This window comes from Olleya sp. AS48 (assembly GCF_038900355.1).
Classification (GTDB): Bacteria; Bacteroidota; Bacteroidia; order Flavobacteriales; family Flavobacteriaceae; genus Olleya.
The window spans coordinates 45,076-71,895 of the sequence record NZ_JBBMRD010000012.1 but is presented as its reverse complement, the minus strand read 5'-3'; the positions used below and the strand labels follow the sequence as shown (position 1 = coordinate 71,895).

The window sequence follows — 26,820 nt, the reverse complement described above, 5'->3', positions numbered from 1 at the left end:
TAAAATAAAACGCAGTTTTTGTATTAAAAACGCATCTTATTAATAGGTATATTTGTGCCTTAAATTATATAACATGAAAAAAATATTAGCCTTACTAATTGTTCTAAATTTTACTGCTTGCGCAGAATTACAGCAAGTTGTTAACCAATTACCACAAGCTGGTGGTGTTAGCGATTTAGATATTGCGGGAGGATTAAGACAAGCTTTAGACTTAGGTATTGACAAACAGGTCTCTAAATTGACACAAACGGATGGTTTTTTTAAAAACGAATTAGTTAAAATTTTACTTCCAGAGGAATTACAAAAAGTTGATAAAGCTTTACGTGATATTGGCTTAAGTAATCTTGCTGATGAAGGTTTAAAAGTATTAAACAGAGCAGCAGAAGATGCTGTTGGAGAGGCTACACCAATTTTTATTAATGCAGTTAAAGAGATTACTTTTACTGATGCTAAAAACATCTTATTAGGAAGTAATGATGCTGCAACGCAATACTTAAGTAGCAAAACACAAACAGCTTTATACGACAAATTTAATCCAGTTATTAAGGCCTCATTTGATAAAGTTGGTGCTGACCAAATTTGGGCTAACTTAATTAATAAATATAATGCTATCCCTTTTACAAATAATGTTAATCCAGATTTAACAGATTATGTTACTGGTGAAGCTTTAAAAGGTGTTTACACTATGATAGCTGTTGAAGAGCAAGAAATTAGAACCAAAGTTGGCTCTAGAACAACTGCTTTATTACAAAAAGTATTTGCTTTACAAGATTAACCCTTTTATTAAACTTAGAATAATACTAAGTTAACATTGAAACAAAATATAAGCTAGATATTTGCATTGTATTAGAAAGCACACTTTCGTTTTTGATGCAGAGTTAGTTTAGTTAGTAAATAGAGTCTATTTTTAGGGTTAAGAATGGGCTCTTTTTTTGTGCCAAAAAATCGCTAATTATTTTGTTTATATCAATAAAAAAAGTAATTTAAATGTCTAATTACCAACCCCTAAGACCATGGACAGACTAAATTTACTAAAACAACATCAAAATAAGCTTAATAAGCGATACAAACAGCTTATAGAACAGTCTTATAATTTAAGGCAAACAGACCACGAACAAAGTGACGTATCTGCATTTAAAGCTATTAAGATTTTAAATAAGCTAAATAGGTTAAAATTTCTAGCAAGAGAACAATCACAAACGGTCTCTTAATTTTTTAAAATAATCAAACGCTTTTAGTAATCTAGAGCCATACCAAGAAAAATATTCGCCATCCACAAAAATAACTTTTGCATTATTTGATGCACTACTAACTTCTAAAGCATGTGCCTCTTTAAAAGGATAAGGCTCACTAGATAATAATATAACCTCAGGATCGCCTTCTAGCTGCATTGCTTTTATATCGACCTCTGGATAACGATCTAGGTTAGCGTATATATTCTCAAATTTATTTAATTGTAATAAATGATTTATAAATGTTCCGTTAGAAGCAACCATCCAAGGATCTTTCCATATAAAATAGGCTGCTTTTAAACTGGCTTTATCTTTTATAAAAATTTGAAATTCTTTTAAGTTAGTTGCAATAGTTTCGCAAATCTTTTTAGCATTATCACGTTTGTTAAAAAGCTGACCATATTGCTTTATTAAATCTAAGCAATCTACTATAGTTACAATATCTGAAACATGTACAGGACAAATAGTTTGACAAGCTGACACGATATCTTGCGTATTTTCTTCTTTATTACAAAGTATAATATCAGGTTTTAATGCTTTAATTTTTTCAAGATTAATTTGCTTTGTTCCTCCCACAATTTGCTTGTCTCCTTTCAAATGTACTGGATGTACACAAAATTTAGTAAGTCCAACAATAGTATTCTCTAAACCTAAATCGTACAATAATTCGGTTTGAGAAGGTACTAACGAGATGATGCGTATTGGTGTAGCATCTATGTTAAGTGTATTACCTATTTGGTCTGCAAGTGTCATTTAGTTATGGCTTAAAATTGTCGTGATGTTTTTAATAATGAGATGCTGAAACACTTTCAACATGACGTTACAAGACGGTATTATTTTTATTGAAATAAGTCCAACATTACGATTGACTGTACGACACAACAATACTATTATTACTTAAATAATGTGATACTGAAATAAATTCAGCATGACGAAACGTTCAATTATTTATATCTTATCTAAAATAACTTCCATTTGTTGCTGTAAGTCTTTTGCTTTTGTAGCTGCTGCCTGTGCAAAATCTTCGTTTGTTGATGCATAAATAATTCCTCTTGAAGAGTTTATTAATAGACCAACATTATCACTCATACCGTATTTACAAACGTCTTGAAGGTTACCGCCTTGAGCGCCAACACCAGGAACTAGTAAAAAACTATTTGGAACTATTTTTCTAATTTCTGCAAAATACTCAGCCTTAGTTGCACCAACTACGTACATTAGGTTTTCAGCATTTACCCACGATTTAGAGGTTTCTAGTACTTGTTTGTACAGCTCTTTACCATCTACTGTTTTAGTTTGAAAATCAAAAGCACCTTGATTAGAGGTTAGCGCTAACATAATAGTGTGTTTGTCTTTAAAAGCTAAAAAAGGCTCTACCGAATCTTTTCCCATATATGGCGCAACAGTAACACTGTCAAACGCTAAGTCTTCAAAAAAAGCTTTTGCATACATTGTACTAGTATTACCAATATCACCACGTTTAGCGTCTGCTATTGTAAAAATCTCTGGATGCTTATCGTTAAGATAGTTTATCGTTTTTTGTAATGCTTTCCATCCTTTTAAACCGTAAGCTTCGTAAAATGCAGTGTTAGGCTTATAAGATACACATAAGTGATGTGTTGCATCAATAATAGCTTTATTAAACTCGAAAATGGGATCTTCGGTTTGTAATAGATGTTTAGGAATTTTGTTTAAATCGACATCTAATCCAATACATAAAAAGGATTTTTTGATGTGTATTTGTTCTAGTAGTTGTTGTGTTGTCATGTTATAAAAAAAGCCTCAATAAAGAGGCTTGTTATTAAATATGTTGGTCACTAGCTTTTAATTTTTCTGTATTATCAGCTAATTGTAATTCGTCAATAATTTTTTGGATATCTCCATTTACAATGTTTTGTAAATCGTATAATGTTAAACCAATTCTGTGATCCGTAACACGTCCTTGCGAGTAGTTGTAGGTTCTAATCTTAGCACTTCTATCTCCAGAGGTTACCATCGTACCACGTAAGGCTGCATCTTCTTCGTTTTTCTTAGCCAACTCCATATCATATAAACGCGAGCGTAATACCTTAAAAGCTTTCTCTTTGTTTTTATGTTGTGACTTTTGATCCTGACATTGCGCTACTAATCCTGTTGGAATGTGCGTTAAACGTACTGCAGAATATGTTGTGTTTACAGATTGACCACCTGGTCCAGAAGAACAGAAAAAATCTACACGAACTTCTTTAGGGTTAATCTCTACATCAAACTCTTCAGCTTCTGGAAAAACCATTACAGTTGCTGCACTTGTATGTACACGTCCTTGAGTTTCAGTCTGTGGTACACGTTGTACACGATGCACACCAGCTTCAAACTTTAAAGTCCCGTAAACATCGTCACCAGTAACTTCAAATTGGATTTCTTTAAAACCTCCATTTGTACCTTCGCTATAATCTACAGTATCTACTTTCCATCCTCTGCTTTCGCAATATTTGGTGTACATTCTAAATAAATCTCCTGCAAAAATACTAGCTTCATCTCCACCTGTTCCAGCACGAAGCTCAACCACTGCATTTTTAGAATCTTGAGGATCTTTAGGTATTAATAATACTCTGATCTCGTCTTCTAGTTTTGGTATTGCCTCTTTGGCTTCGTCATATTGCATCTTAGCCATGTCTACCATTTCGGCATCACTACCATCTGCAATAATTTCTTCAGCTTCTTTTAAATTTTCAGTAAACTCGATATATATTTCACGCTTATCCATTAATAAACGTAAATCCTTATACTCTTTATTTAGTTCTACATAACGCTTTTGATCTGTAATAACATCAGGTTGAATGATTAAATCACTAACCTCATCAAAACGTTGCTTAACTATTTGTAACTTCTCTAACATCTTCTTCTAAAATTGTGAAACAAAAATACGATAATTTATGAATTTGCAATACTTTAATATTGTTTGCTTACAATAAAGCATTTATTTAAAATTTGCTTTTTTAAAATGCTAAACATTTGGTCTTATAAAATCAAAAATTAAGACTTTTCAATATTTAAGTCAGAAGCAAAAAACAAATAATAACCTAAGCACATAAAGGCTAAATAGTACAAGAGTCTTTCAATAAAAAAGAAAGCATAGGCTTCAAAAAAATTAGCTATAAAACCACTTAGATCTGTGAAAATGAATAAAAATGTAAACCCAACAAAATAAACCGCTTTATTGGAGTCGTCACAAAAATAATATTTAGCTGCTAAAGCACCAGAAATAACGCATACAATCCAATATAATTGAATGGACAACAACTGACTATAATCCAATAATGTTGATGTTTCGGATACTGCTTTATAACCAATTAATAGGTTAATAATGATAACAACTACAAATAAACCTGTAATAGTTTTACCTAGCTTTTGATGTTTAAATTTTTTATATAAATTGACACATAATAAAGAAAATGCCAACATTTTAATTACCGAATAGGTTTCAATTATAAATGGTTGAAGATAGTACAAATCAAAAGCATCTGCGATAATCAACAAACAAATAAAACCAATTAGATTTTTATCTTTTATTTTATAAAAAACAAATAACAATAAAAAGAGACAACTTGAAACAAGCCTAACAATTTGGCTATTAAAAAAGTCCAAAAAGACTATCGATGCTATGTTTAAAATAACAACAATTAATGTGAAAATTTTTATAGCTTGTTTAGTTTTCAATAAGTCTTTATAATTTTAAAAATCAACTATCACTCCAATACCTAAAAGTTGCTTCCATTGTATTGAGGCTCCTTTTTCTGCAAATTCGTCTTCTATCTCTGTTTCTTCAATAATCTTAACATCATTATCATATCTTAAGTGTGATCCTAAGGTTGCTTTTACAAAATCATTAACCTTAAAATCAAAGACGACTTCCCAGTCTACATCTATATTACCAAAACTATTTAAATAATCAGTATATAAACTTACTCTATTTTTAAGATAAATATTTTCTAAAACCTGAGTCTCATAAGAATTTGTAACTAAAACACCCATTTCTGTCCTTACATTTTCTCCATCTACTATTTTATTACCTAATGTATCAAAAATTGCAGGACTTACACCAAAAGTACCTTTATCCGCTAATTCCTGATCTAACACAAAGGTTGCTTTAAAGGTTAATGGAGACATATAAAATGATAATTTTTCGATGTTTTTACCGTATTCCACTCCGCCTCCAACAAACAAGTAACCAGGTGCCATAAATCTAGAAATAGCATTATCCCTATTTGGATAGTTATATCCATTAGCATACTGAGTTTTAAAATTAAAACGTCCGGAATAATACCAATTAGTAATAGTATCTTTTCTAAAACCTAGGGTAGAAATTAGCTCTAACTCGTCTTCAGTTTTTCTTAAACGTTGGTTTTCTTGTTTGTTTACACCATAACGAGTTCTAACTTCATTAAACCAAATTAGGTTATTTTTTTTATATCTTAAACTAGATTTTATGGCTAATAATGCTGATATTGAATTTGCTCCTCCAGCATTCCAATTAACAAAGGTGACTTCATTTATGTCTAACCCAAGTTTATTTAATTGCCTCCATTTTACTGTATCCAAAACTTTTACTGGTTGTTCTGGGTTTTGTGGATTTTCTGGCTGTTCTGTTTGGGCAAATACACTATTTACACAAACCATTAAGCAGATTAAGATAAAGCCTTTCATATCTTTTAATTTTTCATTTGTAATTAATAAACAAACGTTCCGTATTGACTTTCTATTGTAAGCTTTTTAGCATCTGAAGCCTCTACCCTTCCAATCACCTGAGCATTAACATTATAAGATTTTGAAATTTCGATAATAGACTGTGCAATTTCTGGCGATACGTATAGCTCCATCCTATGTCCACAGTTAAACACTTGGTACATCTCTTTCCAATCTGTCTTAGATTGTTCTTGAATTAATTTGAACAATGGTGGTACAGGAAACAAATTATCCTTTACAATATGAAGATTATCTATAAAATGAAGGATTTTTGTTTGCGCTCCTCCACTACAATGCACCATACCATGCACTTCTTTATTATTATATTTAGATAATATTTCTTTTATGATAGGTGCATATGTTCTAGTTGGCGAAAGCACTAATTGACCTGCATCTATTGGAGAATCTTCAACCTTATCTGTCAGCTTTACTTGACCTGAGTAAACTAAATCTTCTGGTACAGACGCATCAAAACTTTCAGGATATTTATCTGCCAAATACTTACTAAAAACATCATGCCTAGCAGAGGTCAGACCATTACTTCCCATACCTCCATTATAACTTTTCTCGTAAGTTGCTTGACCAAAACTTTCTAGACCAACTATTACATCTCCTGCTTTAATATTAGCATTATCTATAACATCAGTTCGTTTTATTCTTGCTGTTACGGTAGAGTCTACGATAATAGTTCGGACTAAGTCTCCTACATCTGCAGTCTCTCCTCCTGTACTATGTATGGTTACTCCAAAAGATTTTAAATCCTCTATTAGCTCTTCTGTCCCATTTATTATTGCTGAAATAACGTCGCCTGGAATTAAGTTTTTATTTCTTCCTATAGTAGATGACAACATGATATTATCTGTTGCACCAACACATAACAAATCATCAATATTCATGATTAATGCGTCTTGTGCAATGCCTTTCCAAACAGAAAGATCACCTGTTTCTTTCCAATACATATAGGCTAAAGACGATTTTGTACCAGCTCCATCTGCATGCATAATTAAGCAATACTCTGAATCGTTGGTTAAATAATCAGGCACTATTTTGCAGAAAGCTTTTGGGAATAAACCTTTATCAATATTTTTAATTGCATTGTGCACATCTTCTTTTGAAGCAGATACACCTCTTTGGCTGTAGCGTTTAGAAATTTCGGAACTCATTGTGTTGTGTTAGGCTACAAAGATATTTATAAATAAAAAGCACACAAGTAATATGTGTGCTTTTCTATTTAAAATGATGTAAAGTAAGTATTTACTTCCAATCTGGCATTTTTGCATTTTCTAAAAACAGGGTTCTATCATTAGTAGTTAATACATCAATTACAACTATGTCTTTTTGTGATATTCCATCATTTGATGTATTAACAAAAATAACCTGAGCTTCATTAGGTGAAAATTTAGGATCTAAATCATTAGTACCAGCAGGTTTATTTAATGATATATCATCAACAACAGAAGTCGCTATTTCATAAATAAACATATGGTTATTTAATTGTCTGTAATCTGTATTTTGATTACCAGACACATCATATGTATATAATAACTTTGTTCCATCAAAAGAATAGTCTAATCCTCCAGCAGCACCATTAACGCCTTGTAATACATAGTCCAAGATTGTACCAGAATTATTTATCGTGTAAATCTCTACGTTATAACCAGAAGCATTATTTGTTTTAATCGCTAAACGTTGTGTAAATTGATTCCAATCAACCTCTGTTATAAAATTAGCGTTTAATGTCTGATGGATTTGGGTTAACCCTGAACCATCTACATTTATTTGATATAACTTATCAAAATTTGGATAAACAAATTTTGTGTTATCATCTTTCCACTCAAAATCTAGTTCTTCTAAATTAAAGCCATTAACTGAAATACTATTAGTTACCTGAGCCACATTGGATCCGTTAAGATCCATAGTATAAATTTGTGTTTGACCTCCATTTGATCTTAAAAATGCTAATTTATCAATATTGCTTGCTTTTCTTGGTCTCCAACTATTACTACCTGATGATGTTAATTGGTACTCATTACCATCCGAATCCGCAGAAAATATAACATTATTACCATTTATTTTTCTAGTAAAAAAGACTCTGTTGGTAGGAAACTCAATGGTTTTAAAGTTAAACGTTTCACTTAAAACAGGATCATTAATATTGTCTGAAGCAGAAACTTGCCAAAAATATTTGATTCCGTAGTCTAATCCTGTAACCGTTAATGTAGTATCTGTTAGGTCTGTATAGTTTAAAACATCTGAATTTTGGTCGTTTAATATCTGCACTTGATAGACTAAATCATCATCTTCAGGATCTGTCCCAACCCAAGTTAGATCTACAGTTAAGGTCTGATTAATCGCATTATTAGCAGGTGTCACTAAAATTGGTGCATTTGGCGCGTCATTATTAGCTGTTTCTACATCCAGCTCAAAAATCACGTTTACACTATTATCCTCAGTAACAGTAGCTGACTCAAACTTTGATAAATAGCCATCTTTTTGTGCTTGTACAGAATAAGTACCAATTGCAACATTATTAATTACAAAATCTCCAGAAGCATCTGTAAAAACGATACTAGAACTAGGGTTTGTTGACACTCTTGTATTTTCTAGTGGTACATTATCTCCTTTAGAAACCACTTTTCCTGTTATTGAACCAGTACCACTAAAGGATACTTTGTCTTCACTACAACCAACGACTAGTAAGATTATGACTAATAAACTTATATATTTTGAAAATGTTTTCATCTGTTTCACTTTTTTAAATGTTAAACTAAAATTTAACAGATTAATTATCTTTTTTGATTGGACGTACTAACTTGTTTTTTTCTTGCATTTGTCTACGATTTTCTTTTTTCAAGGCTCTAAATTCTGCCTTTTTAAGACGCTCTAACTCTTTACGTTGATTAAATTTAGTATTTGGTGTAGATAAATAAATATTAACACCTAACCCAAAACGATAAAACATATCGTCAATAGATCCAGACACTACATTATCCAATTTATCAGAAAATACTAAGTTATGCTCTCCAAACACGTATATTCCTATGTTATCTTTTACTAAATACTCTATTCCTAAACCTGCCTGTAATTTAGGATCTAAGGTGTTAAAATAGTCCAAAGCATTTGTACCAATACCGCCAAACAAGTAAGGTGTTAGGTTGTCAAATGGTAAGATTTTATATTCTAAATTTAAATCAAAGGACATAAATCCTTCATTAAACATTTCTTTATTTTCTAAATTAAATTTATTAAAAGAAAAATCTAATCCTAAATATGGATTTAATTTACGTTTAAATCCTAATTTACCATTAAAAGCTAGCTGAGGATTAGCCAAATCACCATTCATTAACGTACCTCCTAATGCTGCTGTAATTGCGTAATCACCTCTTCTTTCTGTTAAAAAACGATCGTATAACTCTGTAGTTATAGCTTCATCTTTTTCAGCATCATAATCTTCTACAAGTTTAGCTGTGGCCTCCTCACTTAATCTTGGCAACCATAATTCGTCTTTTATACCTTCAATAATCAAAGCCTCTACTGCTTTTTCAATAGCCTCTTTCATGGCTAATTGGACAGGTTCATTTTTTGTAAAACCTATTTCAGTCTCTAGTAATCTTTGAAATTTAACGTATTTAAACAGATTTGCAGATACTGCTTGAGATAAGATTGTTTTTGAAATATAAACTGTTTTTAACACTCTACCACTAGAGGTAGAAACAGCTCTTAAGTACACTGTAATCCTATCTTGTCTATATTGTGTTGAAGTACCTACTCCTAAATATCTTGCTCCTGCACCACCTGTTATAATATTAGTATCATAGGATATAACACCACCTTCTAATAATATTCCTGCATAAAGTAATGGAGGTAAATTAGGCTCGCTTGGGTTTTGATTTTTTCTATACTCATCACGAGTAGATCTAATTATATTTCTTTCGTTTAAAAGATTACCTAAGTTTTCTCTTTCAATAACTGTAAACCATTTAGAGTCCTCTAAGGCCTTATTTAACATCGTTGTACCTCCTTGAGAGACTGCTGTACTAAAAGTACTTCCGTTTTCTACAGCTTTGTACTGACCTGTTTGATCTTTAAAGTTATAAACTCCAGCTACAACAGGTTCTTGAGGTAATGGAAACTCTTTTAACTTTTGTGCTACTGGAGAGGTTTCACCAATCCTAGCTCGTTCTTGCTTATAAGGTTGGTTAAAAAACGCACCACAACTGGTTAATAATAAAAATAATATGACTGCAAAAGCAGATCTATAGTTAAGCATGATAGATAGTTAAGTGGTTAATTAGGGACTATAATTTGTGTCTGCTCTCCAGTAGTTGTATCTAAAATATTAATGACTAAGCCTTCTGCAGAGTCATATACTTCTAATGCTAAACTACCAAAACTAAAATTTCCTTCTTGTAGACCTTCTCCTAATTGGGTTTGAAATAATGATCTAGATAACTGACTTAATATTTGCCTGTTAAGGTTTTCAGAAAATGCTGCTAATGAGCTATCATCATCCGATTGATTTGCTTTTGGGTCTGTAAAGGAATTTTGAGCATTAGCTGAACTTAATAACCATTGATAGTTAAAAGTATCTCCTCCAAATGCTGGATTTATAGGTTTATAAGATAACTGTTGACCAACACAGAAGTAGCTAGCCGAGAAAATTAAAATTATTAGTAATTTTTTCATGTCTAAAAAGTTAATAGCGTTTAATTGTTTTAGATTCGGTTTCAAGTTTTTTAAAATGTTTGTACACGTTAACTATCGCGTAATCATTCATTTTAGTTAAATACTCAAGACTAGGTCTTACAAAAAACGAAAAAATCTCATCATCTCCAACAATAACCTCTATTTTCGTGTTTCTACCTAATGCTAATACCTCCTTGATTGTCACTACTTTATTCCCGTTAATATTATTTTGAGTGTATAAAGAATAAAATAACTTGTAAAAGTCCCTACCTGGTTTTGTTTTTGTGTCTTCAACTACGATTCCTTTTAACTCTAAACCATCTCTTTTACCTTTATTGACGTCTTGAGAGTTTGCCTGTTCCTCTTTTAATTTATCTAATAATTTTTGTTTATTTTCTATATCTAAATTTGACTTATCATTATAAACCACTCGGTCTTGACCTATCAAATTATTATCTAAGTCATAAATAAGCATGACGCAAATAACTGGCTGATCTCCAATAATATTAAATGAAGCCTCAGCAAGTTCTATTTTTTGGTTGGCAGATATTATAAAGCGTTGCTTTTTGTCTTCTAGAAGGTTATCTACACTTTCTTCTTTATCAAAAACCATTAATTTAAAGATTAAACTTTTTGTGATTTCGGTTTTATTGAAAGCTGTAGCTTTTATGGTTGTAAAGTCATTTTGTTGAGCTGTTTCTATTTTAGCCTCAACTTCATTATTTACTAATTGCGCAGAAATTTTGACACTAATATTATCAATTTTTTCTGCAATATTTTTTTTAACATTAAGATTATTGTCTTCATTATCGTTATAAACGATTCTATCCATACCAATAATATTATCTGTGGAATCAAAAATTAAAAGTAGAATTATCACTTTTGTCTCTTGATCAAAATTAATGGTTGTTGTTGACAAATCTTTTTGTTGATCTGCATTTAAATCTAATTGTCCGCTTTGCTCGTTTTTAGATTTATTTTGATTTTTATCTGTTTTAAAAACAGATAATTTATAGGATATACTTTTAGACAATTGCATTTTATTAATAGCAACGCCCTTTATATTAATAATATCATTGTCTTGGGCAACTATCAGCTTTGCCTCAACTTGCGTGTTATATGATTGCGAGTGAGCGTTAATAGCATAAAAAAAGACAACAATTAATACCATTGTTTTTTTGAATTCACATAAAAACATAATGGCTTATTTTTTAAAAATTTCTAATTATGATTGATTGGTCTTGTCCTTGCATAGAAACTTTAATTTTTTCTGATAAAGAATTTGATCCAAACATGGTTAAATTTTGGTTATTCCCAGTTTGATTAATCGTTGTGTTTTTTATATCTGTTTTAAAAGGACTGTAATCAAAAACTGTATTATTATCTCCATTTTGTATTACCGTTTCAACAAGTTTAGTACTATTAATATCTAATACAGTAAGGTTATCGTTACCGTTTTGGATTATATTAATATTACTTTGTGTAGATCTTGTGACACTTACCGCTTCATTATTACCTCCTATTTGGGCAATAAAAATTGCGTTATTTGATGAAGTTGAATTTAGATTTGCAGCGCTTTGATTAAGTAAAAAGTTTTCTTCTGACGCCTGTGTATCAAAACCAGACAACTGACTATCTTCTTGAGCTTCAAAAGTTTGAGCAGTAAGAATATTACTAGATATAAGAATTAAGGCAACTATTAAAATTTTAAATATTGTTTTCATAGTCTTATGTTTTAACTGTGTTACTACATGTAAGTTATAAAATAAATCTGTTATAAAAAGTATAAGAGCAAATTAATGCTCTTATACCTTATAATTATTTTAGTAAATAATCTATTTTATAAAAGACAACTAATTAGTCCATTTGAGTTACAGTAGATGAATTGTTGTTACCAATTTGATCAACATCACTTACGTGTGTATTACCAGTTTGAATAACTGTACTTGTATTAAAATCACCTAATTGGTTAACATTACTTATGTGTTGTGTTCCACCTTGTCCAACTCCACTTGTATTATTGTTACCATTTTGAGTAACATTTGATAAGTGTAGTGTACCTATTTGAGCAACACCACTAGTGTTAAAAGTACCATCCTGATCCACATTAGAAGTATTTGAATCACCTAATTGCATTACTAAAGAACCATTGTTACTACCATCTTGTGCAACAACTGAAGCATTACTATCTCCCATTTGCATAACAGTACTGTTGTTCAGCATTCCATTTTGGTCAACATCAGAATCATTTAAATCTCCAACTTGAGATACAAAAGAAGCGTTATTAGTCCCTATTTGGTCAACGTAAGACTCATTAGTATTTCCTGTTTGAATAGTTGTAGAACCATTTGCATCACCCGATTGGAATGTATCTGATATATTATCATCTCCTGTTTGAGAAACTCCAGATCCATTATAATTACCTTGTTGATCAACTTCAGAGAAGTTATCATTTCCAATTTGATCTACACTAGAAGTATTAAAAGTCCCTTGTTGTGCTGTATCTGCAAAGTTATTATCTCCTTGAGAGAAAATTGTACTTTCATTATCAGAACCACCTTGGTAAGTACGTGCAATGTTAGAATTACCTTGTTGGTCAACTTCAGAATCATTATCATCTCCTATTTGATCTACAGAAGAATCATTTAAAGTTCCTTGTTGTGCTGTATCAGCGAAGTTACCATTTCCATCAGAATCGATAGTACTTAAGTTATCTGTACCACCTTGGTAAGTACGTGCAATGTTAGCATCTCCTAATTGAAATACATCAGATGTATTAGTATCTCCTACTTGGTCTACTGAGCTATCGTTAGAATCACCCCATTGTTCAACTTCAGAGTCATTACCATCTCCATCTTGATCTACTGATGAGATATTTGAATCTCCCCATTGGTCAACATAAGATATGTTACCATCTCCATCTTGTATAACCTCTGAATCATTATCATTACCATCTTGCCATACAAATGAATCATTTGCAGTTCCAAATTGATCTACATCAGATGTATTATCATCACCATCCTGATCAACATCAGAAACATTTAAATTACCATCTTGAAATACATCAGAATCGTTACCATCTCCAATTTGGTCAACTTGAGAATCATTAGCATCACCATTTTGGAAAGTATAAGATGCGTTGTCGTCTCCTTGTTGGTTTACAGCACTGTTGTGATCTGTACCTAAATAACCTTGAAATAAAGCAGCATCATTATCGTCTCCATTTTGTGTTACAGCACTAGTACTTCCTGTACCGTATTGGTCTACGTAAGATGAGTTAGAAGTTCCATCTTGATCTACAGTTGACGTTTGGTCATCACCATCTTGCCATACAAATGAGTCATTTGAAGTTCCGTCTTGCTCTACAGTACTATCATTGTCATTAGCTGTTGCTTGCCAAGTAGCGTCTTGTAAAACTTGTGAAGTGTTTGAAGTTCCGTCTTGATCTACAGAAGATACGTTATTATCTCCAATTGAATCAACGTCAGAATCATTTGTCATTCCAGCTTGTGTAACCGTTGAACCGTTGTTGTTTCCAATTTGGTCTACATCACTGTTGTTCGATTGTGCAAACATCATTGTTCCACACATTAGCGCAGCTGCGCTGAAAAATACTTTTTTCATGTTTAAATATATATTGATTAATAGCAATTCAAAGATAAAGAATTTATTCACTCCTAAAATTTGATAACCAAAAAAACATGTGTTTTTAACTATATATTCGTTAATAATTGAGATTTACACGTTAAAACGCATGTTTTAAAAAGAATTTTCCTACAATATTTTTGGATTCAAAATAACACCTAAACCCCTAATACACTTGAATATACGTACAACTACGTATAAAAAAAGAGCAAAAAAACCGTAGTAAGACAACGCACCTTAACCTTTGTAGTCTTCCTAATATAATTTTAAAGAAATTTAAAGAGAATAAATAATTCAAATTATATGTTGAAGAATTTTTTATTGACCTTACAATAATTACTTCAATATAATTTATAGGCATAAAAAAAAGAGGATTCTTTAAAGAACCCTCTTTTTTAAAATAACACTTTTTTAATATTAATCGTTTTGAGTAACGATAGATATATTAGAATCACCTATTTGATCTACATCACTCATATGTGTATTACCACCTTGATCAACTGTACTTGCATTAAAATTACCAGATTGATAAACATCACTTAAATGAGAAAGACCAATTTGACCTACCATACTACTATTAGAGTTACCTAATTGCAACGTTGCAGAATCGTTTTGATCACCATTTTGTATAGTAGAGGCCATATTATTATTTCCTGTTTGACTTGTTGTTTCAACATTATCATCTCCATCTTGTGATACATAAGAATCGTTTAAATTACCTATTTGATCAACTAACGAAGAATTATTAATACCTACCTGAAAAACTCTAGATTCATTATTGTTACCAATTTGATCTACATCACTAAAGTTATCTCCTCCTGTTTGTTTTTGGTTAGAAAAGTTTCTGTTTCCAACTTGTGTTAAGTAAGCTGTATTTCCTGCAGACTGATTAGGTACTGCGTTTTGATTTTGTCGTCCTACATTTCTGTTTCCATCTTGATCAATATCTCCAAAGTTATTGTCAAAACGCTGGATTTGAACTGATTTGTTTCGGTTACCAAATTGGTTTGTGTAAGCTATATTATCTTCTGCTGCACTTGTACCTTGATCAATACGAGCGTTGTTTCTGTTTCCTTCTTGATAAACATCACCAAGATTTCTATCTCCTGCTTGCTTAACTTTAGACTTGTTTAAATTTCCTAATTGAAATACATCAGAGTCGTTTGCTTCACCACTGTTTGGATTACCTGGAACAGATCCATATTGATCTACATCAGAGTCATTATTTGCTCCTTGTTGGAATACGTCAGAGTCGTTAGAAACACCAGTTTGATCTACATCACTAACGTTTGATTGCGCGAGCATGACTGACCCACACATTAGCGCAGATGCGCATAGAATGATTTTTTTCATTTTGAATATAATTTGATTAATAGCATCTCAAAGATATATATTATATGTATCAAAAAATGATAATACCATATAAATCAGCATATTTAAAGCAACTTTTCGATAATCTCATAATTTTCTCGGACAAACAGAATTATAGAGCACAAAAAAGCCTCAATAAATATTGAGGCTTTTTTTTATAACTATTTATCCATTTATTTAGTAAACAACAACTCTCTGTACTTTGTTAAAGGCCACAACTCGTCATCAACTAACAATTCAAGTTTATCACAGTGGTATCTAATATCATCAAATAAAGGCTTAACCTTGTTACAATAAGCTTTAGCTTTGGTTTCTATATTTTCATCTTTATTAGACTTTTTACGTGCTTCAGTCATTTTAGTCACGTTAGAATTAATAGATGCAATATGCTCTGAAATTTCTTCAATTAAATTAAGTTGTTCTTTCGCAAACTTTTTAAAATCTGCTCCATAGATCTCTTTTAACCCTTTTACATTTTTAATTAGTATATTTTGATATCTAACAGCTGTAGGTACAACATGGTTTCGAGCAATATCACCTATAACACGACTTTCAATTTGCACACGAAGTACATACTCTTCCATTTCAATTTCATAACGCGCTTCAGACTCAATCTTATTCATGACACCTAAACCTTCAAACAGCTCTAAAGTTTTTTTAGATACTTTTGCCTTTAAGGCTTCTGGTGTCGTTTTATTATTACTTAAGCCTCTTTTTTCTGCTTCCTTCTCCCAAGCTTCACCATATCCATTACCTTCAAATAATATGTTTTTAGATTTTTTGATGTATTCTCTTAATATATTAAAGATAGCATCATCTTTTTTCATATCCTTTTTCTCTATTAAGGTATCTACCTCTTTTTTAAAGTCGATTAATTGTTTTGCAACAATACTATTTAAAACCGTCATTGGGTTAGCACAATTAGCAGTAGATCCAACCGCTCTAAACTCGAATTTATTTCCTGTAAAGGCAAAAGGAGACGTCCTATTACGATCAGTATTATCTAGCAATACATCAGGTATTTTACCAACAACATTAAGTTTTAAATCTGTTTTTTCTTCTGGAGACAACTTGCCATCCGTTACATTTTCTAACTCATTTAAAGTTTTAGTTAACTGATCTCCTATAAATACAGATATAATGGCAGGAGGCGCCTCATTAGCTCCTAAACGATGATCATTACTTGCAGATGCAATTGCAGCACGCAGCAGCTCTTCATTATCATATACCGCTTTAATAGTATTTATAAAAAAGGTTAAAAACTGAAGATTACTCATAGGTGTTTTTCCTGGTCCTAATAAGTTAACTCCAGTATCTGTACTTAAACTCCAATTGTTATGCTTCCCAGAACCATTGACTCCTGCAAAAGGTTTTTCGTGAAATAGAACTTTAAAATTATGTCTGTCTGAAATCTTATCCATCACATCCATTAATAATGAATTATGGTCTACAGCCAAATTAGCTTCGTCATAAATTGGTGCTAATTCAAATTGATTAGGTGCCACCTCATTATGTCTAGTTTTTACCGGAATGCCTAATAGCATGCACTCTGTTTCAAGATCTCTCATAAAAGCCATAGCACGATTTGGTATTGTCCCAAAATAGTGATCATCTAACTGTTGTCCTTTAGCTGGAGAGTGTCCTAATAATGTACGACCTGTTTGCACTATATCTGGTCTAGACATTGCCAAATCACGATCTATTAAAAAATACTCTTGCTCCCAACCTAAAGAGGCATTTACTTTTTTAACATTTTTATCAAAGTACTTACACACAGCTACAGCTGCACTATCTACAGCCTGTAATGCTCTAAGTAAAGGCGTTTTATAATCTAAAGCTTCTCCTGTGTAAGACACAAAAACGGTTGGAATACACAATGTTGTACCATATATAAAAGCAGGAGACGTTGGGTCCCAAGCTGTATAACCACGAGCTTCAAAGGTATTTCTTATTCCTCCATTAGGAAAACTTGATGCATCAGGTTCTTGTTGCACTAATTGTCCACCTCCAAATTTCTCTATTGCTAATCCGCCTCCAATAGTTTCAAAAAAAGCATCATGCTTTTCTGCTGTTGCACCTGTTAAAGGCTGAAACCAGTGTGTGTAATGAGTTGCTCCTTTAGAGATAGCCCATTCTTTCATTCCTGTAGAAATATGATCTGCAACTATTCTATCAATTTTTTTTCCCAATTTAATAGCATCACTAACACTTTCAAAAGCTTCTTTAGTTAAATATTGACGCATGGTGGACTCATTAAAAACATTGCTTCCAAAAATTTCTGAGCGTCGTTGTTTTTCTTCAATTACAACAGGACGTCGTTTTAATGATTCTTTTATAGCATGAAATCTTAATGTTGACATATTCTTTTTTTTAATTAGTTGAATTACGAATTTACAAAAAATAACACTTGTAAAATGTCATACCCTAAAAAAAACAGGGTTATTAACATTCTTTTAATAAAATTACCAATTACACCCATATTTTTTTAGAGGTGAATTCAATTTTATTCTATATTTGCCTTAACATATAACTAAAATGAGTTTTTACCATGAAAAAATCTAAATTAGAATACATCTGGTTAGATGGATACTTTCCAACACAAAACATGAGAAGTAAAACTAAAGTTGAAAATGACTTTAGTGGAAAATTAGAAGACTGCCCAATTTGGTCTTTTGATGGTTCATCTACTAAACAGGCTTCAGGAGGCGCTTCTGATTGTCTTTTAAAACCTGTCGCAATTTACCCAGATCCTGCAAGAAGAGATGGTTATTTAGTAATGACAGAAGTTTTAAATGCAGATGGCACACCACATGTATCTAATGGTAGAGCCACTATTGAAGATGAAGATGAAGATTTCTGGTTTGGTTTTGAGCAAGAATATTTTATAATGGATAACAAAACACAATTACCTTTAGGTTTCCCTATTGGTGGTTATCCTGCACCACAAGGTATGTATTACTGCTCTGTTGGCGGAAGACATACACATGGTAGAGATTTAGTTGAAGAGCATGCAGACTTATGTATCGATGCTGGCCTAAACTTTGAAGGAATTAACCAAGAGGTTGCTTCTGGACAATGGGAATTTCAATTATTTGCTAAAGGTGCTAAAAAAGCAGGAGACGAAATCTGGATTGCAAGATATTTGCTTGACAGATTAACTGAACAATATGGTTATTATATTGAATACCATCCAAAACCATTAGGTAAAGATATGGATTGGAATGGTTCTGGTATGCACGCTAACTTCTCTAACACTGTTTTAAGAACATGTGGTAGCCAAGAAACTTACGAGAAAATTTGTGAAGCATTTAGACCAGTAGTTAAAGAGCACATTGCGGTTTACGGAGAGTTTAACGATCAACGTTTAACTGGAGATCACGAAACAGCATCAATCCATGACTTTAGTTATGGTGTGTCTGATAGAGGTGCATCTATACGTATTCCAATTATCACTGTAGAGAAAGGATGGAAAGGTTGGTTAGAAGACCGTCGTCCAGCATCAAATGGTGATCCATACAAAATAGCAGGTCGTATTATTAAAACTGTAAAATCTGCTAATATTAGTTAATATTGATTACATAGTTAAATCCATTAAAAAACGCTTTCTATAACTAGAAAGCGTTTTTTTTATATATAAACGATAAACTAAATTACCCTCTAAAAACTAATATTATAAAAACTGCATAAATCAATACTAAGCCAAAACCTTTAATTTTACCAATTTCATGCTGCTTAGGCAACAATCCTAGCACTAAAACTAAAGCTGCAAAAATTAACATCCAAAATATATCTCTGGATAAAATTAAAGATTCTGTTACAGGAATTGTCTTTATCATAGATGTTAAACCCAACACAGACCCAATATTAAAGATATTTGATCCAATCAAATTCCCTAAAGAGATTGCTTTTTCCTTTTTAGCTGCTGCAATAACCGATGCTGCCAACTCAGGCACGCTTGTACCAATTGCAATCATAGTTACACCAATTACCGCTTCACTAACACCCAAGCTTGTAGCTATTTGAGTAGCACCTTTAACTAGCCATTCACTACCAAAATACAAAGCTGCTGCACCAATAAATAACCAGATACCAATTTTAAAGTTAGACACCACAGCTAAGGCATCATCCACTTCCTCTAAATCATCCGTAGATTTTTGTGTTTTAATCAAATAGACTATAAAAACAATTAATCCAACAAAAAGCACTAAACCTTCCATAGCAACTAATTGGTTATCATTCCATAAAAAATAATATAACGCCATAGAAAACAACATCATAACTGGCCAAGTCAATTTATAAAAAGACTTATCTATTGCGATTGCACCTACAATTGCTGTTATACCAAGCACTAAACCTATGTTTGCTATATTGGAACCCACCACATTATTAATTGCAATTGCAGGCGACCCACTTAAAGCTGCTTGCAAACTAACCAACAATTCTGGCGCAGATGTCGCAAAGGACACAACTGTCATACCAATAACAATTTTAGAAATATTAAGCTTAAAGGACAAGGCTACAGATGATCGCACCAAAAACTCTCCTCCCACTACTAATAATACAAAACCTAAAATAAGATATACTACACTCATAATGATATAATTTTTGCGAAGATACATTTTGAAATCTTCAAAAAGAATTAGGACTTAATTTTTTTCGCTGTAGCGGAAAACACTTTTGTAAAACTAAAAAAATAGTTAAAAAACTACATTTATAGTTATATAACTATTTTTTTAGTTATTATTGTATTAACACAAAAACAAACATCTGATTATGCAAAAGTTAACCAATAAAGAAGAAGAAATAATGCACATATTATGGAAGCTTGAAAAAGCTTTTGTAAAAGATGTCATGTCAGAAATAAAGGACGACAAACCACACTACAACACTCTATCCACTATGGTTAGAAATCTGGAAGAAAAAGGCTATGTAAGTTACGAAGCATTTGGAAAAACACATCGCTACTATCCTATAATTTCTAAAGAAGCCTATCGTAATAAATTCATGAATACAGCAATAGACAATTACTTTAATAGCTCTTATAAAAATGTAGTGTCTTTTTTTGCTAAAGAAGAAAAAATTAGCGTTGAAGAATTGAAAGAAATTATTCGTTTAATAGAAAACCAAGATTAAACATGGATTATTATATAAAAGGGACTGCCATAATAATACTTTTTTACAGCTGTTATAAATTGTTTTTACAACGCGACACTTTTTTTCAAGCCAACCGTTGGTTTTTACTAGTAGGCCTATTTGCTGCAACAATACTACCTGTTATAGTGATACCTATTTACATACACTATACACCTACACAAATAAACCTTCAAAACAACCTTCAATTTACTTCGTTACAATCGACTACAGCAACAAATTTTGATATTTGGTCACTAGTTCCTGTTTTATACATCATAGGATTTCTTTTCATCTTAGCAAAGGTGTTACTTCAATTTTTATCATTATACAAACTGTTTAAAAACAAAATGCAGACCAAAGAAGGTCCTTTTATATTTATTCAAACTAAAACACCAACAGCACCTTTTTCTTTTTTTAATCGCATTGTTATTAATAGCAATCAATTTACCAAAACAGAGCTTGAATATATAATCACCCACGAGAAAATTCATGCTTCGCAATATCACTCTATTGATATTATACTAATACAATTAGCCACTATCGTGTTCTGGTTTAATCCGTTTATTTGGTGGTATAAAAAAGAAATTCAACAAAATCTAGAATACATTGCAGACCACCAAACACAACAAAAAATAAAGTGTCCAAAAAGCTATCAAACAGTTTTGTTAAAAGCCAACTTAAATCAAAATCAATTAGCTTTTACTACTAATTTTTATCAATCATTAATCAAAAAACGAATTATTATGCTACAAAAATCAAAATCAAAAAACAGTAATTTATTAAAACTCACTATCGTATTACCTTTTTTAGCGCTATTTCTAATGAGTTTTAATACAAAAAAAGTATATATCGCTAATGCGGAAATACAACAAAATCCAACTATTAACGAAACATTTATAATCACCTACAAGTCTACTGACCAACAGCTTGAAAATATTAAAAATAAGTTAGAAGACCAGTTAGACGGAATAAAAATTAAATTTTCAGACATTAAAAGAAACCAAAATAATGAGATCATAGCTTTAACAATAGCCACAAAAAATATAAATCAAATAGATTTTACAAAACATATCACTTTTAATAAATTAGACAGTACACCCATAAATAACACTACTTTACAAATTGTAAATAACCAGCTATTAGTAAGTGATGACAAAAATGGATCTGTAGTTGCTATATCAAAAAATTGGACCACAACATCAACAACGACTCCATTAATTACAGAACAAGTTAGCAATAAGACCAACACAATACATACCCAAGATAATGGTGACAATATTAAACTAATAATAGAAAACACAAACCAAGAAAGCAACATATCAAGCTATAAATTTCAAACCACAAATAATGGAGAAGAAAAAAGCAAGCTTGTCATAGAAGAACAAAGTAACACACCCTTGCTTGTTATAGATGGTCAATTAACAAACAAAACTATTAGCTCTTTAAAGACAGAAGAAATAGCAAAAATGAGCATATTAAACGAAAAAACAGCCATTACAAAATATGGTGCAAAAGGAAATAATGGAGCAATAGAAATTACAACCAATAGCAAAACCACTGAACAAAATAGCAAATGGATAATTGGTGAAAAAGTTGAAACAACAAGCTTATTCTATATTAACGAAGAGGATGCTTCAAAAAATAGAAGCACATTACATATTGATAAAAACACACCTGACTTGGTTTTAAACCAGCACAAAGCGTTTTTAACAAGTCAAAAAATAGATATCCAATTCTCAACCATAAAACGCAATAGTAAGGATGAAATTATCAAAATTAAAATCTCAACAAAAGACAAAAAAGGAAATAAAACTAAAACGACTTATCAATCTAATAAAGGAATAAGTCCTATAGAAATAAATTTAGATGGTACAGGAGAATTAGAAATAAATTCAAAATAAGTTACCAAATAAATCTATTAATAAAAAAGCCCAAACTATATGTTTGGGCTTTTTACTGTATAGCATAAATACTATTCTACAATTATTTTTTTTGTAATACGTTTATCTTCAGTTTCAATTACAACCATATATAAACCGCTTGCTAGTTTTAAATCAATATAGCTATTATTAATAACCGTTTGTGATAAAACAGCTCTTCCTTCCGAAGAAAAAATTGACAAATCATACATTTGATTTTCTCCTGAAATAAATAATTTATCTGTTACGGGATTTGGATATAGTTTTAAAGTTTTAGTTGTAAAATCAGCAACACTTAAAGACTGATTCCATGTGTTACCAACTTGATTGCCCCAAATATATTCAACCAAATCAGGTTGATCAATAAAAGGGTTTCTATTTACCTGCCATTCATAAACCACATTGTTTCTGTTCATTTCAAAATCATCTGGCGGATCGTTTCTATGCCAATCTAAAAGCGTCGCTAAATCACCCATTTGACCTGATACGCTAGGATAACCGTTTACAACACTTAATCCATTATAACGGATTTGCATATACAAAACACTTCTAGCAACATCACCTTTAAAGCTTCCTGCTGTACCTGCAGGTCCATTGTATTCTCCGTAGTGTTGATTTCCTCTAGAACTGTTTTCTGGTCCATCTGCAGCACGCAATGCGTGTCCATCACTATTACCATGACGTAGGGAATCTGCTGTGGTATTCCAAAACACATCTTTACCGTCTCTAAAGTCATCTAAATCAATACTATTGTAACCTGCTAATGACCTTGGAAAAGTATGTTCTCTATTCCAAGTACCTGTATTATTAGATGTTGTCTGATAGTCTAACTTTGGACGACCAATCTCAGAGTATACTAGCCAAACCTGATTACTATTAGCAGGATTTTGGTCTGCTGCTTCTAAAATATCTATTATATCAGAATAGGTTTGCGCTTTAACCACGCCTTCTTCTGCAACGATGTCTTGCAAAGCTTGCTGTAAAGCAACTCCAGATAAGCCATCTAAACTATCATAATAACCAGCAGGTTGAGTACTAGACACAATACCATAAGTTGGGTTTAAAGGTGTTCCAAACGGAGCAACAACAAAATCATTATCCACAACTCTCACTTCTAAGTTATTGTTAAGCGCAATATAAACCGTAGGCAAACTAGAAATCACAATTTTTAAAACCTCATCACCTTCATCTAAAACATCGTCTATTAATGTGATCGTTGTAGAAATAGTATTTTGCCCTAATGGCAAAACTACAGATGTACTTCCTGAAAAATCAGAGGTATTAAATCCTCCATTATTTAAAGTAAAATCAATAGTTAAATCAGAATCCACATTTTGCTCTGTAGTAAAAGTAATATCAAAAGCAGCTCCTTCGTCAACTTGCGTTTGCGTTACAGATGTTAACACACCATTTAGTATAATACCGCTTCCATCATTTAATGCTCTTGGTGTTGGCACTGTAGACACATAAGTTACACTATCTGGATTACCCAAACCGTCATCAAAACGCTGAATTGAATTTGTATTATTTCCAGAACCCTCATTAATCTGCTCAGTCACACCAAGCAATGCCATTAAACCTGTATCATCAGAATCCGCAGTATCATAAACTAATGCATCCACTAAATTAGTCTGTGTAGCTAAAGTCCCTTCCGGAAAATCAGTATCATCACCTAAATATACAGCCACAGCATCTGGACCATTTTGAATAAGATTAGCTGGTATAATTAACTGAGGAAAAGGAGAAACACCTGTACTACCAATTAATAATAAACCATTAACATCGGTCGTATAACCATCTAAGTCTAAGGCAAAGTAACTTGAATCTCCTCCAGATGCAGAACCATTAAACAGCACAACGACATATCCATCTAAAGAAAAGTTAGGCGTACTTGATAGCAGCTCTATAAATTCTTGATCATCAATTCCTGGTGTATCAGAGTCTAACTCGTTTATAACAACAGATTGAGAGTACCCTATTGCCGAAATAAGTATAATAAAAAGTAAAGTAATTTTTTTCATCCAATTATTTTTTTGCAAAGATAGCAGATATTATTAGCTGACCTTTTAAACAATAGTTAATTAACTTTTTAATAATCAAAAATAATCAAAACCTCTTTTTTGATTTAAAAACATAACAAAATCCCCTAGAAAAAAAATATACTATTAAAAAAAGCCCTACATAGATATCAAATAGAAACCATAAAATAACTTTACAACTACAAATTAAAACCTTAATGAAGACAGTTAATAAAATATTGAAATAGATTAGATCTTTTTACTTTAATAAGTAAAGTCAAATGTATAGATATATCCTTTTTTGCTTGGAGAATAATATCTAAAAAATATATCTTCAAAAAACAATCCTGAAAAGTATTGCTATTATTAACCCTTAAACTTAAAATTATGCTAACAATCGCCCAATTAGTAATCGATATTATAACATCGATTATACTTTAAACCAAAAAAATGTAAAACTTAGTCTAGAATAGGTTTTACTATTTTTAAATATTAAGGGCTATTTGGCTATCAATTACTAAAGCAATAATTTTGAATTTAAATTTAAATTATGAAAAAAGCAGGATTCAAGCTTTTAGCAAAGCTCAATAAGCTTATACTACCAAGTTACACGAAACAAAAATTAGACCTCAGCAAAGCCACTAAAATACAGTTGGCTATTTTTGGATGGAAGGTATTTGTTACAAAAAACGCATTAAATTAAATTAATTCATCAAAAAGTTTTGATGTTATTATAAAAAAGTAATATATTTGCACCCACAAAAAAAAGGCCTCGTGGCGCAACTGAATAGCGCACTTGATTACGGCTCAAGAGGTTACAGGTTTGAATCCTGTCGAGGTCACTAATAAAACCAATACTTTACAAAGCTTTTGTAAATGTTGGTTTTTTTTATTTGCAGAAAATTTGCAGAAAAATAACTGTATAATTTCGCTATTACTGCCTGTATAATTATTGTTATTTTCTGAGTATAGCTAATATTTCCTGTTTATTGTAATAGCGTTTATTACCAATAGCGTAACTCTTTATAATACCTTTGTTTGTCCAATTCCAAAGTGAAACTAAACTAATTTTTAAAAAATCTGCCGTTTCTTGTCTTGTTAAATACGCTTCATTTCCATTAGTATGCAAATCATTTAAATAATGTTTTATTTTTATTAAAAGCTTATCTGCTACTCTATCTGCTAATTCATCTACTGTAATTTCTTGTACTTCTATTGTTTTTGTTATCATACCTTATTATTTTTTATAAAATGAAAGTTAACGAAATGAAGCAAACAAAAACTTGAGGTAAGATAGACGTCTAAAAAAATGAGAGAAGTGAAGCTATTGCTTCTATTATACAACTTAGCTTTGGGTCAGTTTTGTTGCGGAATAGAGGTTTTAAGCATTAGCAATAGCCCTTTGCTTTTTTATTGTACTAATTTATTTATATAGATACTTTTAAATAAAACAAGCAATGTGCTATTATAGCGTTGGATACAAGTATTATAACATAAAACCAACTATGTATTGCTCGCGTAATAACACAAAGGATTTTGAGCTTTCGACAGACTCAAATCGAAGCAAGCAAAAAAACTAGGTTCTGACTTGTATGGAATAAAAAAGAGCCTTCCGAAAAAGACTCTTTCATTATTGATCTAATGGTCGTGGTTTGAATGGTCATCACTTTTTTCCTCACCAGATTTATTCATTATCATATCGTGTTTATATTGACAGCAAGATGGAAGACTGTTAAATGCCTCTTCATCACCAGCTACTTTTTCGGTATCATAACCTGAAGCTGCGATTGCTTTATGGATTGCCATTGCATCCGTTTTTGAATCATCAAATGACACATCAATCTTCTTTTTATCAACGTCCCAATTGGCACTTGCCACACCTTCAACACCGTTAGCTGCTTTTTCGATAGTGTTTTTACACATTCCGCAATTTCCTCTTACACCAAAAGACAGGTCTGTCATTGCCATATCTTTAGACATTTCAGTAGTTGTGGTTTCTGTTTCTTTTTTGGTTTCGTTTTTACAACTTGTTAAACCTAATGCTGCTATTACAGCTACACTTAAAATTACTTTTTTCATTGTTTAAAAATT

24 protein-coding genes and 1 tRNA gene are annotated in these 26,820 nt (G+C 31.5%); 7 read left to right on the top strand and 18 right to left on the bottom strand.

All coding sequences use genetic code 11. From position 1 onward, the window contains the following. Window positions 1-73: 73 nt before the first annotated feature. Entirely contained in the window at window positions 74-775 is a 702-nt protein-coding gene (locus WNY60_RS13865; protein WP_292943635.1) for a DUF4197 domain-containing protein, read from the top strand. A 238-nt stretch (window positions 776-1,013) separates the two neighbouring features. Next, a complete protein-coding gene (locus WNY60_RS13860) occupies window positions 1,014-1,211 on the top strand; it encodes a Lacal_2735 family protein (protein ID WP_292943632.1) in 198 nt (65 codons plus the stop codon). Here the strand turns inward: WNY60_RS13860 and WNY60_RS13855 are convergent. The 14 genes from WNY60_RS13855 to WNY60_RS13790 form a co-directional block, all read right to left on the bottom strand. Continuing rightward, window positions 1,194-1,985, bottom strand: a complete 792-nt coding sequence (locus tag WNY60_RS13855) for a helical backbone metal receptor (RefSeq protein ID WP_342862707.1) — start codon at window positions 1,983-1,985, stop codon at window positions 1,194-1,196. The two genes, WNY60_RS13860 and WNY60_RS13855, sit on opposite strands and share 18 nt — an antisense overlap. A gap of 195 nt (window positions 1,986-2,180) precedes the next feature. Further along, window positions 2,181-2,999 (bottom strand): orotidine-5'-phosphate decarboxylase, encoded by an 819-nt coding sequence (gene pyrF, locus WNY60_RS13850; protein WP_342862706.1) that lies wholly within the window; start codon window positions 2,997-2,999, stop codon window positions 2,181-2,183. A gap of 34 nt (window positions 3,000-3,033) precedes the next feature. Next, window positions 3,034-4,110, bottom strand: coding sequence for a peptide chain release factor 1 (gene prfA, locus WNY60_RS13845; RefSeq protein ID WP_145000524.1), 1,077 nt, complete (start codon window positions 4,108-4,110; stop codon window positions 3,034-3,036). A gap of 137 nt (window positions 4,111-4,247) precedes the next feature. Then, the gene (locus WNY60_RS13840) at window positions 4,248-4,751 is read right to left on the bottom strand and encodes a hypothetical protein (RefSeq protein WP_339808135.1); all 504 of its coding nucleotides are present in this window, start codon (window positions 4,749-4,751) and stop codon (window positions 4,248-4,250) included. Between the two features lie 195 nt (window positions 4,752-4,946). Beyond that, the gene (locus tag WNY60_RS13835) at window positions 4,947-5,918 is read right to left on the bottom strand and encodes a DUF3078 domain-containing protein (protein WP_342862705.1); all 972 of its coding nucleotides are present in this window, start codon (window positions 5,916-5,918) and stop codon (window positions 4,947-4,949) included. A gap of 23 nt (window positions 5,919-5,941) precedes the next feature. After that, a complete protein-coding gene (locus WNY60_RS13830) occupies window positions 5,942-7,120 on the bottom strand; it encodes an AIR synthase related protein (protein WP_342862704.1) in 1,179 nt (392 codons plus the stop codon). Between the two features lie 91 nt (window positions 7,121-7,211). Further along, window positions 7,212-8,699: a carboxypeptidase regulatory-like domain-containing protein gene (locus WNY60_RS13825; RefSeq protein WP_145000532.1), complete on the bottom strand. Its 1,488-nt coding sequence runs from the start codon at window positions 8,697-8,699 to the stop codon at window positions 7,212-7,214. Window positions 8,700-8,739: 40 nt separating this feature from the next. Then, a complete protein-coding gene (locus tag WNY60_RS13820) occupies window positions 8,740-10,227 on the bottom strand; it encodes a CsgG/HfaB family protein (protein WP_342862703.1) in 1,488 nt (495 codons plus the stop codon). A gap of 17 nt (window positions 10,228-10,244) precedes the next feature. Then, window positions 10,245-10,643 (bottom strand): curli production assembly/transport component CsgF, encoded by a 399-nt coding sequence (locus tag WNY60_RS13815; RefSeq protein WP_145000536.1) that lies wholly within the window; start codon window positions 10,641-10,643, stop codon window positions 10,245-10,247. Between the two features lie 10 nt (window positions 10,644-10,653). Continuing rightward, window positions 10,654-11,814 carry a CsgE family curli-type amyloid fiber assembly protein gene (locus WNY60_RS13810; RefSeq protein ID WP_342862702.1) on the bottom strand — a complete coding sequence of 387 codons (1,161 nt, stop codon included), beginning with the start codon at window positions 11,812-11,814 and terminating at the stop codon, window positions 10,654-10,656. A 40-nt stretch (window positions 11,815-11,854) separates the two neighbouring features. Further along, window positions 11,855-12,367, bottom strand: coding sequence for a hypothetical protein (locus WNY60_RS13805; RefSeq protein ID WP_342862701.1), 513 nt, complete (start codon window positions 12,365-12,367; stop codon window positions 11,855-11,857). A 133-nt stretch (window positions 12,368-12,500) separates the two neighbouring features. Beyond that, entirely contained in the window at window positions 12,501-14,267 is a 1,767-nt protein-coding gene (locus WNY60_RS13800; RefSeq protein ID WP_342862700.1) for a hypothetical protein, read from the bottom strand. 438 nt (window positions 14,268-14,705) lie between these two features. Then, window positions 14,706-15,641 carry a hypothetical protein gene (locus WNY60_RS13795; protein ID WP_342862699.1) on the bottom strand — a complete coding sequence of 312 codons (936 nt, stop codon included), beginning with the start codon at window positions 15,639-15,641 and terminating at the stop codon, window positions 14,706-14,708. Window positions 15,642-15,832: 191 nt separating this feature from the next. After that, on the bottom strand, window positions 15,833-18,019 hold the full coding sequence (locus WNY60_RS13790; protein WP_145000546.1) for a glutamine synthetase III: 2,187 nt from the start codon (window positions 18,017-18,019) through the stop codon (window positions 15,833-15,835). A 188-nt stretch (window positions 18,020-18,207) separates the two neighbouring features. On the opposite strand from WNY60_RS13790, the gene WNY60_RS13785 reads away from it, so the two are divergent. After that, window positions 18,208-19,227, top strand: a complete 1,020-nt coding sequence (locus tag WNY60_RS13785; RefSeq protein WP_145000548.1) for a glutamine synthetase beta-grasp domain-containing protein — start codon at window positions 18,208-18,210, stop codon at window positions 19,225-19,227. Window positions 19,228-19,309: 82 nt separating this feature from the next. On the opposite strand, the gene WNY60_RS13780 is transcribed toward WNY60_RS13785, so the two are convergent. Beyond that, the gene (locus WNY60_RS13780; protein WP_145000550.1) at window positions 19,310-20,251 is read right to left on the bottom strand and encodes a calcium/sodium antiporter; all 942 of its coding nucleotides are present in this window, start codon (window positions 20,249-20,251) and stop codon (window positions 19,310-19,312) included. 181 nt (window positions 20,252-20,432) lie between these two features. Between WNY60_RS13780 and WNY60_RS13775 the strand changes: the two genes are divergently transcribed. Further along, window positions 20,433-20,792: a BlaI/MecI/CopY family transcriptional regulator gene (locus WNY60_RS13775; RefSeq protein WP_145000552.1), complete on the top strand. Its 360-nt coding sequence runs from the start codon at window positions 20,433-20,435 to the stop codon at window positions 20,790-20,792. 2 nt (window positions 20,793-20,794) lie between these two features. Next, window positions 20,795-22,693: a M56 family metallopeptidase gene (locus tag WNY60_RS13770; protein WP_342862698.1), complete on the top strand. Its 1,899-nt coding sequence runs from the start codon at window positions 20,795-20,797 to the stop codon at window positions 22,691-22,693. Window positions 22,694-22,764: 71 nt separating this feature from the next. Here WNY60_RS13770 and WNY60_RS13765 read toward each other — a convergent pair whose 3' ends face one another. Next, window positions 22,765-24,732 (bottom strand): endonuclease, encoded by a 1,968-nt coding sequence (locus tag WNY60_RS13765; protein ID WP_342862697.1) that lies wholly within the window; start codon window positions 24,730-24,732, stop codon window positions 22,765-22,767. Window positions 24,733-25,279: 547 nt separating this feature from the next. On the opposite strand from WNY60_RS13765, the gene WNY60_RS13760 reads away from it, so the two are divergent. Both WNY60_RS13760 and WNY60_RS13755 read left to right on the top strand, forming a co-directional pair. Beyond that, window positions 25,280-25,432 carry an SsrA-binding protein gene (locus WNY60_RS13760; RefSeq protein WP_145000557.1) on the top strand — a complete coding sequence of 51 codons (153 nt, stop codon included), beginning with the start codon at window positions 25,280-25,282 and terminating at the stop codon, window positions 25,430-25,432. Window positions 25,433-25,497: 65 nt separating this feature from the next. Next, window positions 25,498-25,571: transfer RNA gene (locus WNY60_RS13755), tRNA-Arg, on the top strand. 113 nt (window positions 25,572-25,684) lie between these two features. Here WNY60_RS13755 and WNY60_RS13750 read toward each other — a convergent pair. Both WNY60_RS13750 and WNY60_RS13745 read right to left on the bottom strand, forming a co-directional pair. Continuing rightward, a complete protein-coding gene (locus WNY60_RS13750; RefSeq protein WP_191101293.1) occupies window positions 25,685-25,960 on the bottom strand; it encodes a helix-turn-helix domain-containing protein in 276 nt (91 codons plus the stop codon). A gap of 407 nt (window positions 25,961-26,367) precedes the next feature. Further along, window positions 26,368-26,808, bottom strand: coding sequence for a heavy-metal-associated domain-containing protein (locus WNY60_RS13745; RefSeq protein WP_339876274.1), 441 nt, complete (start codon window positions 26,806-26,808; stop codon window positions 26,368-26,370). Window positions 26,809-26,820 lie beyond the last annotated feature (12 nt).